Annotated in this window: 5 protein-coding genes; 4 read left to right on the top strand and 1 reads right to left on the bottom strand. The window is 54.4% G+C overall.

Annotation, left to right across the window (positions count from 1 at the left end):
• Window positions 1-1,033 precede the first annotated feature (1,033 nt).
• The gene (locus HMPREF0178_RS06675) at window positions 1,034-1,513 is read left to right on the top strand and encodes a MucR family transcriptional regulator (RefSeq protein ID WP_009380074.1); all 480 of its coding nucleotides are present in this window, start codon (window positions 1,034-1,036) and stop codon (window positions 1,511-1,513) included.
• A gap of 77 nt (window positions 1,514-1,590) precedes the next feature.
• Here HMPREF0178_RS06675 and HMPREF0178_RS06670 read toward each other — a convergent pair whose 3' ends face one another.
• A complete protein-coding gene (locus HMPREF0178_RS06670; RefSeq protein WP_009380073.1) occupies window positions 1,591-2,475 on the bottom strand; it encodes a DMT family transporter in 885 nt (294 codons plus the stop codon).
• 321 nt (window positions 2,476-2,796) lie between these two features.
• Here HMPREF0178_RS06670 and HMPREF0178_RS06665 point away from each other — a divergent pair, with 321 nt between their 5' ends.
• From HMPREF0178_RS06665 to HMPREF0178_RS06655, 3 genes are all read left to right on the top strand, one after another.
• The gene (locus HMPREF0178_RS06665) at window positions 2,797-3,684 is read left to right on the top strand and encodes an acetamidase/formamidase family protein (protein WP_009380072.1); all 888 of its coding nucleotides are present in this window, start codon (window positions 2,797-2,799) and stop codon (window positions 3,682-3,684) included.
• A 287-nt stretch (window positions 3,685-3,971) separates the two neighbouring features.
• The gene (locus tag HMPREF0178_RS06660) at window positions 3,972-5,339 is read left to right on the top strand and encodes an APC family permease (RefSeq protein WP_005030204.1); all 1,368 of its coding nucleotides are present in this window, start codon (window positions 3,972-3,974) and stop codon (window positions 5,337-5,339) included.
• Window positions 5,340-5,426: 87 nt separating this feature from the next.
• Window positions 5,427-6,314: an acetamidase/formamidase family protein gene (locus HMPREF0178_RS06655; protein WP_009380071.1), complete on the top strand. Its 888-nt coding sequence runs from the start codon at window positions 5,427-5,429 to the stop codon at window positions 6,312-6,314.
• Window positions 6,315-6,355: the final 41 nt, after the last annotated feature.

The raw sequence follows: 6,355 nt of genomic DNA, 5'->3' as shown, positions 1-6,355 counted from the left end.
TTTTCCCCCCCCCTCCTCCGGTTCTCCTCCTCCCCCCAGCTTCTGTTTCCTTCGGCTTTATGCACCGGTTCGCTCCATAATCGGCGTTAGTTTTTCCCCTCTTCCCTTTTCTCGCAAGCCTTACCGGTTTGCCCGGCAGAGGCCCCGGAAAACCTCCGAGTAAGGCGGAGAGATGCCCTTATGGAGATGCACAGCTCTCATGCCGTTTTCATAAAGAAAGGGCAGGAAACGGGTAGGGATGTTCTCGGTAACTCCTCCCCAGCTACGTAAAGCCTGAGGCATATAAAAAAAGGGGGAAGGAGCTTTACTCCTTCCCCCTTTGGGTGGGGACGTCAACTTTTTGAAGTTGGGGAGCTCAAGGGATGGGCGTGGAGGAGAGATGATGCCCATACGTACTCTCCTAGTGGGATTGGCAGCTAGCTTCGTTTTGGAAATACGATTGTGATGGGGAATACTGTCCAGAGGCGAGCCGGGGATAGAAAAGGTTTTTCACTGAAAATGCTTATTGATATTCGGTATACGAGGTGTTTTGAAAGAGTGCGAAATATCAATTTTTTGAGATGCTCTCTGTTTGTAAAACCCATAGTCTGATTTTCTAAAATTTATTCGAATAATGAAAGAGTTGTTGACGCGGAAAAGGGACCGTACCCTCACCCTTTCTGTATTAGAGGGGGACCAGATATAAGCCGTTATGGTTATGTGTGAACTGGATTATTTTTGCTAAGTATATTTTAGCTCAGATCTTTTTGAGTATAACACAGTGTCTTTTATTATAAAATATTCCCAATAACTACCCTGGATGAATATTTATTTTTCCTTATATGTGAAAACAAAGTAAAATTATAAGAGCATTCTCAAAGGAATTGACTTGTATATTGGGTAATTTTCTGAAAGATGAAGATAGCGTCTCTGTATATTCAAACAGATTTTGTTCATGGAAAAAATGTATTCCTCTGGGAGAGGGTATATACAGAGATACAAAAATGGCTTAGGTATGACCCGCACATTGTGATTACGTTTTACAGGAGTTGATATGATGATCAGCGATGCCGAACTTCTTAAGCTCGTTATGGATAGATACCCCGAACAGCCGGCTCAGTTTCTTATTGAACAGTTTACGGTCATGAAGGCGGGCCTTATTCAGGCTAATAACAAGCTCGCGGGCATGGATTCTGAGGCGCTCTCCGAATCGTTGTGTTGTGCGGAAGACGCTCAGAAAGAAGAAGCCATTTCCGAGCCAAGCGCTCCCAAGAAAAAATACACTCGCCGCAATCTGGTGGTGAAACCGGAAGAAGCTATCTCCGAGCAGGAAATCGCTTGCTGCATTTGCGGTAAGACCTTTCAAAATTTGACCACCAAGCATATTCAGAGCCACGATTTGACTGTGGAAGAATATAAGAAATTGTGCGGCTATGGTCCGGAACAGAAATTGATCAGCAGCAAGTTGCTTAACAAGCTTCAGGCGAATGTCTTGAAGGCTCAGCAGGCCCGCGAAAAGAAAAAAGCGGAATAATACCCGAATCCAATGAAGTAAAAGGCCGTCTCCTTTATGGTAGACGGCCTTTTTGTCTTTTGGGGGGGGTGCGAGTTCTACTTTTTCCTATGGGCGGCTTTCGTGGATACGTAAACCCCGGCCAGGATGACGAGGCCCCCTGCGATGGCGATGGGCGTGAGATGTTCGTCGAGGAGCAGCCATGAGGCGAGCATCGTAATGAGAGGCATAAGGTAAATGAAATTATTGACCGCGACCGGGCCGATTTTCCAAATGATTTTGCTCCAAATCAAAAAGCAGAGCGAAGATGCAATGACGCCGAGGAAGATCAGGTTGAGATAGGTACTTGGCTGCCAGAGGCGTGAAAAGTCGTAACGGAAATCGCCGAACGCGAGAACCGGGAGCATGGTGACGATAGCGTAAAAGAAGATTTTACGGGTGATGTAGATCCCGTTGTAGCGATTGCCGATTTTTTTGACGAGGGTGGAGTAGAACGCCCAGGAGAGCGCTGCGGCAATGGCAAGGAAATCGCCTATCGGATGAAGCTTTAGGATAAAGTGCCCGTTGAAGATGACGAGGAAAACACCCAAAAACGCAATACAGAAGCCTGCGGCGAGTTGCCTGTTGAACGGCTCTCCTGTCGTCAGGAAACGGGCCACTATGGCAGTCAGCATGGGCGTCGTCGCGAGGAGCAGCCCGACGTTGGAAGCCATGCTGTATTTGAGGGCATAGTTTTCCGTCAGAAAATAAAGGGTACTGCCAAATATCCCCGCTCCCGCGAACAGCAGTTCCTCACGAAATCCTCCGGACGGATGACGGTGCGGATACGCGGCAAGGAGGACGAGGTAGGCGAGCACATGCCGGTAAAACATGATTTCCTCCGGACTAAGGCTGCGCAGGAGGATTTTGGTGGAGACGAACGTCGTACTCCATACCGTGATGACGGCGACGGCGATGATATAACAGCCGATCTTGCTTTGCATGGGAGGTCGATCCGGGATTGCATTGTCGCCCGGTACGCGGCCGCGTGCCGGAAGGAGCCGTCTTGTGCGGCGCGTCACCGTGTAGCATATAAGCCCATGAAAGTCGCGCGGGGTTTCATCATCAACTTGTTGCCGTTTCGTATCATATGGTCAGACAAGGGAAAACCAAGAATGCTATTCATATGTAACATGTTTAATTTAAATGTTATTTATACAATGACAAACGGATTTAAAAGGTCTAAGATACTCCTCATCTCATTGTGAGCGAAGATTCAAAACCTGATCGATTGCCTCGAGCAGGTGCCTACCAAGGAGGGTATCATGACGGAACTCACTCAATACGTGTATGCCTTTGACAAGGCGAATGAACCCATTGCACGCGCCAAAGACGGGGATGAATTCTCGTTCCGCACACTGGATTGTTATTCTGGCCAGGTTTGCACGGAAGAAGACATTGTCGGTGAATCGTTCAACTTTTCGCGCACCAACCCGGCGACGGGGCCGCTCTATGTGGAAGGGGCCATGCCCGGCGATGTGCTCGTCGTGGATGTGCTGTCCGTTGAAGTGGCGGATAAGGGCGCCGTCACCACGATTCCGAACATCGGCCCTCTGTATGATCGGTGCGTGGACCGTACCCGCATCCTTCCCGTGAAGGACGGCAAGACGGAACTCGGCGGCCTGATCATTCCGATCAACCCGATGATCGGCGTCATGGGCGTTGCCCCGTCTGGAGAACCCATCGCCTGCGGCTATGCCGGAAAGCACGGCGGCAACATGGACTCCAAGAAGCTCACTGCGGGCAGCCGGGTGTATCTGCCTGTGCAGGTTGAAGGCGCGTTGCTCCAGATGGGCGATATCCATGCCGTCATGGGCGACTGCGAACTGTGCGGCACGGGGCTTGAAATCGGCGGAGTCATCACCGTCCGCGTGAGCGTGCTGAAGGGCCGCAAGCTTGATTGGCCCGTTATCGAAACGGCCGATGCCTGGCATGTCGTGAGTGCCCGCAAGGATTATACTTCCGCGCTTATCGACGCCTCCGCGCAGATGCAGGAACTCGTCTGCGCCGCCTACGGCCTCGATCCCACGGACGCCTATCTGTACCTGTCCCTTGAGGGCGACGTGTGCATCAATCAGGGCTGCCAGCCTTGTCCTGTGGAAATCGTGCTCCGCATCTCCGTGCCCAAGCGCGCTGATAAGCCGCTGTTGTAAGAATTCCGGGAGGAGAACCCGTTTGTGGCTCTCCTCCCGTGATTGCTTTTCCTCCTTCCAATGAAGGAGGGGAAAAATATATCTCCAGTTTTCCGAACGGGGAAAACGGGGGAAGCGAGAGGGGACGGCCTCACCCGAGAGGGCGGGCCGTTTTGTATAAGGGAAGCGAGGGGGCGCGCCCCATCGTTTCCGGAGGGAAGCCCGCCCGGGGAGAGGGTCCACGGGCGGACGTTCCGGCGCGTTTGTTTCGTGCCGCGAGCGTTGAGTCAACATTTGTGGAGGTTACAATGGCTGAAGAAAAAGGGTCCGTCGAACAATTCGGGTACAAGCAGGAACTGCACCGTACTCTGAGCCTGTGGGATTTGACCGTGTACGGCTTGCTGTTCATGGTCATCATCGCCCCGCACAGTATCTTCGGATACGTGAACCGGGATGCGCAGGGCATGGCGCCTCTCGTGTATCTGGTCGGCTTCTGCGCCATGTTCTTTACGGCGCTGTCCTACGTCCAGATGGCGAAACGCTTCCCCATCGCCGGGAGCGTGTACTCGTACGTGCAGCGCGGCGTGAACCCGCATGTGGGCTTCCTCGCCGGGTGGCTCATTCTGCTTGACTATGTTTTTGTTCCCAGCCTGCTGTACATCTTTGTCGGCAACTGGTGCCAGAGCCTCATCCCGCAAATCCCGGGCTGGGTCTGGATTCTTATCTTCATCGCCGTGAACACGGCTATCAACATAAAGGGCATTGAGACCACGGCCCGCGTGGACATGTTCTTCTTCGTCGTTGAAATCGGCATCGTCCTGATCATCGTGATCGGCGGCCTCAAGTACGTGCTCGGCGGCGGAGGCGCCGGAGAGCTGACCATGACCCCCATCTATCAGGCGGACAAGGTCAACCTGACCTTCATTGCCACGGCCTGCACCATTGCGGCCTTGAACTTTACCGGCTTTGACGGCATCAGCACGCTGGCTGAAGAAGTTTCCGAACCTGAGAAAAACGTGGGCCGCGCCATCCTGATCGCGCTGGTCGTCATCGGTACGGTCTTCTTCCTCCAGACCTACATCGTCTGCCTTATTGAACCTGATTACAATAAGTTCAATGCTTCCACGGCCCTGTTCGACGCCTGCGCCGTCGCCATCGGCGACTGGTTCCGCATCGTGCTGCTTGTGGTGAACATCCTTGCCGTGGGCATCGCCAACACCCTGAACGCGCAGGCCGCGTGCAGCCGTGTGCTGTTCTCCATGGGCCGTGACAGGCTGCTGCCCGGTGCCCTCGCCAAGGTGCACCCCAAGTTCCGCACGCCGTATGTCGCCATTCTGCTCATCGGCGTGGTATCGTTGGCCTGCACCATCATCTTCACCGACGAACAGCTCACCAAGCTCGTCAACTTCGGCGCGATCAGCTCCTTTATGATGCTGAACCTCGCGGTGATCTGGTTCTTCTTTGTGAAGGAACAGCGCCGCAGCGGTATGGACCTCGTCAACTACCTTGTCTACCCTCTGGCCGGTACGCTCATCCTGTTGTACGTCTGGAGCGGCTTTGACCATCTGACCCAGATCCTCGGCTTCAGCTGGCTTGCCGTGGGCATCGTCTTTGGCTACATCAAGTCCAAGGGCTACAAGGAAGTTCCCGATGCCTTCAAGAAGAGCATGATGTAATCGTTTCCGTTCTCGGAACGCTTGAGGCCGCCGGACGGATTTTTCCGCCGGCGGTCTCCGCTTCCGGCACGTCTTTGAGGAGAAGCTATGCGCATTACTCGTGAGCGTCATGTCTACAGTTTGGGCGTCTCCGAACCCGTCGCGACGGTGACGGCACCCTGTTCGCTGACCGTGGAGACCTGCGATTGTTTCAACGGGCAAGTGACTGAGGATGGGCAACCGAAAGCCCGGCTCAATTTTTCGCATGTGAACCCGGCCACCGGCCCTATCGTGGTGGAAGGGGCGGAACCCGGCGACGTGCTCCGCGTGCATATCCGGGCCATCCGTCCTGAGAAGACCGGGGCGCTCATGACCGCGCCGGGCGCAGGAGCCTTGCCGGATCGGGTGAAGGGGGACACGCGCATCTGTCCCATAGCGGATGGGCATTTCACTTTTATGGGCGTGGAACTCCCCTTGAACCCCATGATCGGGGTCATCGGCGTGGCTCCGGCTGGCGAGGCGGTGCCTTGCGGCACGCCGGGCGATCATGGCGGCAACATGGATACCATCGGCATCCGTGAGGGCGCGATCCTGCGTCTGCCCGTTTTCGTGAAAGGCGCGTATCTTGGCCTTGGGGATCTGCACGCGGCGATGGGCGACGGGGAAGTCTCCGTAACCGGCCTTGAAGTTTTCGGCGAGGTGGATCTCGATCTTTCGCTGGAGAAGGGCGCATCCTTGCCGTGTCCGCTGTTGCACGACGGCGATGAGGTTTCTTTCCTCGCCAGCGCCGAAACCGTGGACGGGGCGATCCATGCCTCGACGGGGTACATGCACGATTTCCTTCTTGCCAAGACGTCTCTCAATGCGGACGAGGCCCTCATGCTCATGAGCCTCTGCGGTCATGCCCGTATTTCCCAGATTGTCGACCCCCTCAAGACCGCCCGTTTCGCCATGCCCGTATCAGTGCTTGCGAAGTTTGGGGTTGTAGTGGAGTAGGGGAGATGAAGACTGGGGAGGGGGAGGAAGAACCTTTCTGA

It is taken from the genome of Bilophila sp. 4_1_30 (genome assembly GCF_000224655.1).
Taxonomy (GTDB): Bacteria; Desulfobacterota; Desulfovibrionia; order Desulfovibrionales; family Desulfovibrionaceae; genus Bilophila; species Bilophila wadsworthia.
The sequence above is the reverse complement of the archived record's forward strand: the minus strand, read 5'-3'. Positions and strand labels throughout refer to the sequence as shown.

What these genes read in the sequence shown, in the direction of transcription:
- HMPREF0178_RS06675 (WP_009380074.1), top strand. Translation starts at nt 1,034, where the DNA reads ATGATGATCAGCGATGCCGAACTTCTTAAGCTCGTTATGGATAGATAC.
- HMPREF0178_RS06655 (WP_009380071.1), top strand. Translation starts at nt 5,427, where the DNA reads ATGCGCATTACTCGTGAGCGTCATGTCTACAGTTTGGGCGTCTCCGAA.
- HMPREF0178_RS06670 (WP_009380073.1), bottom strand. Translation starts at nt 2,475, where the DNA reads ATGCAAAGCAAGATCGGCTGTTATATCATCGCCGTCGCCGTCATCACG.
- HMPREF0178_RS06665 (WP_009380072.1), top strand. Translation starts at nt 2,797, where the DNA reads ATGACGGAACTCACTCAATACGTGTATGCCTTTGACAAGGCGAATGAA.
- HMPREF0178_RS06660 (WP_005030204.1), top strand. Translation starts at nt 3,972, where the DNA reads ATGGCTGAAGAAAAAGGGTCCGTCGAACAATTCGGGTACAAGCAGGAA.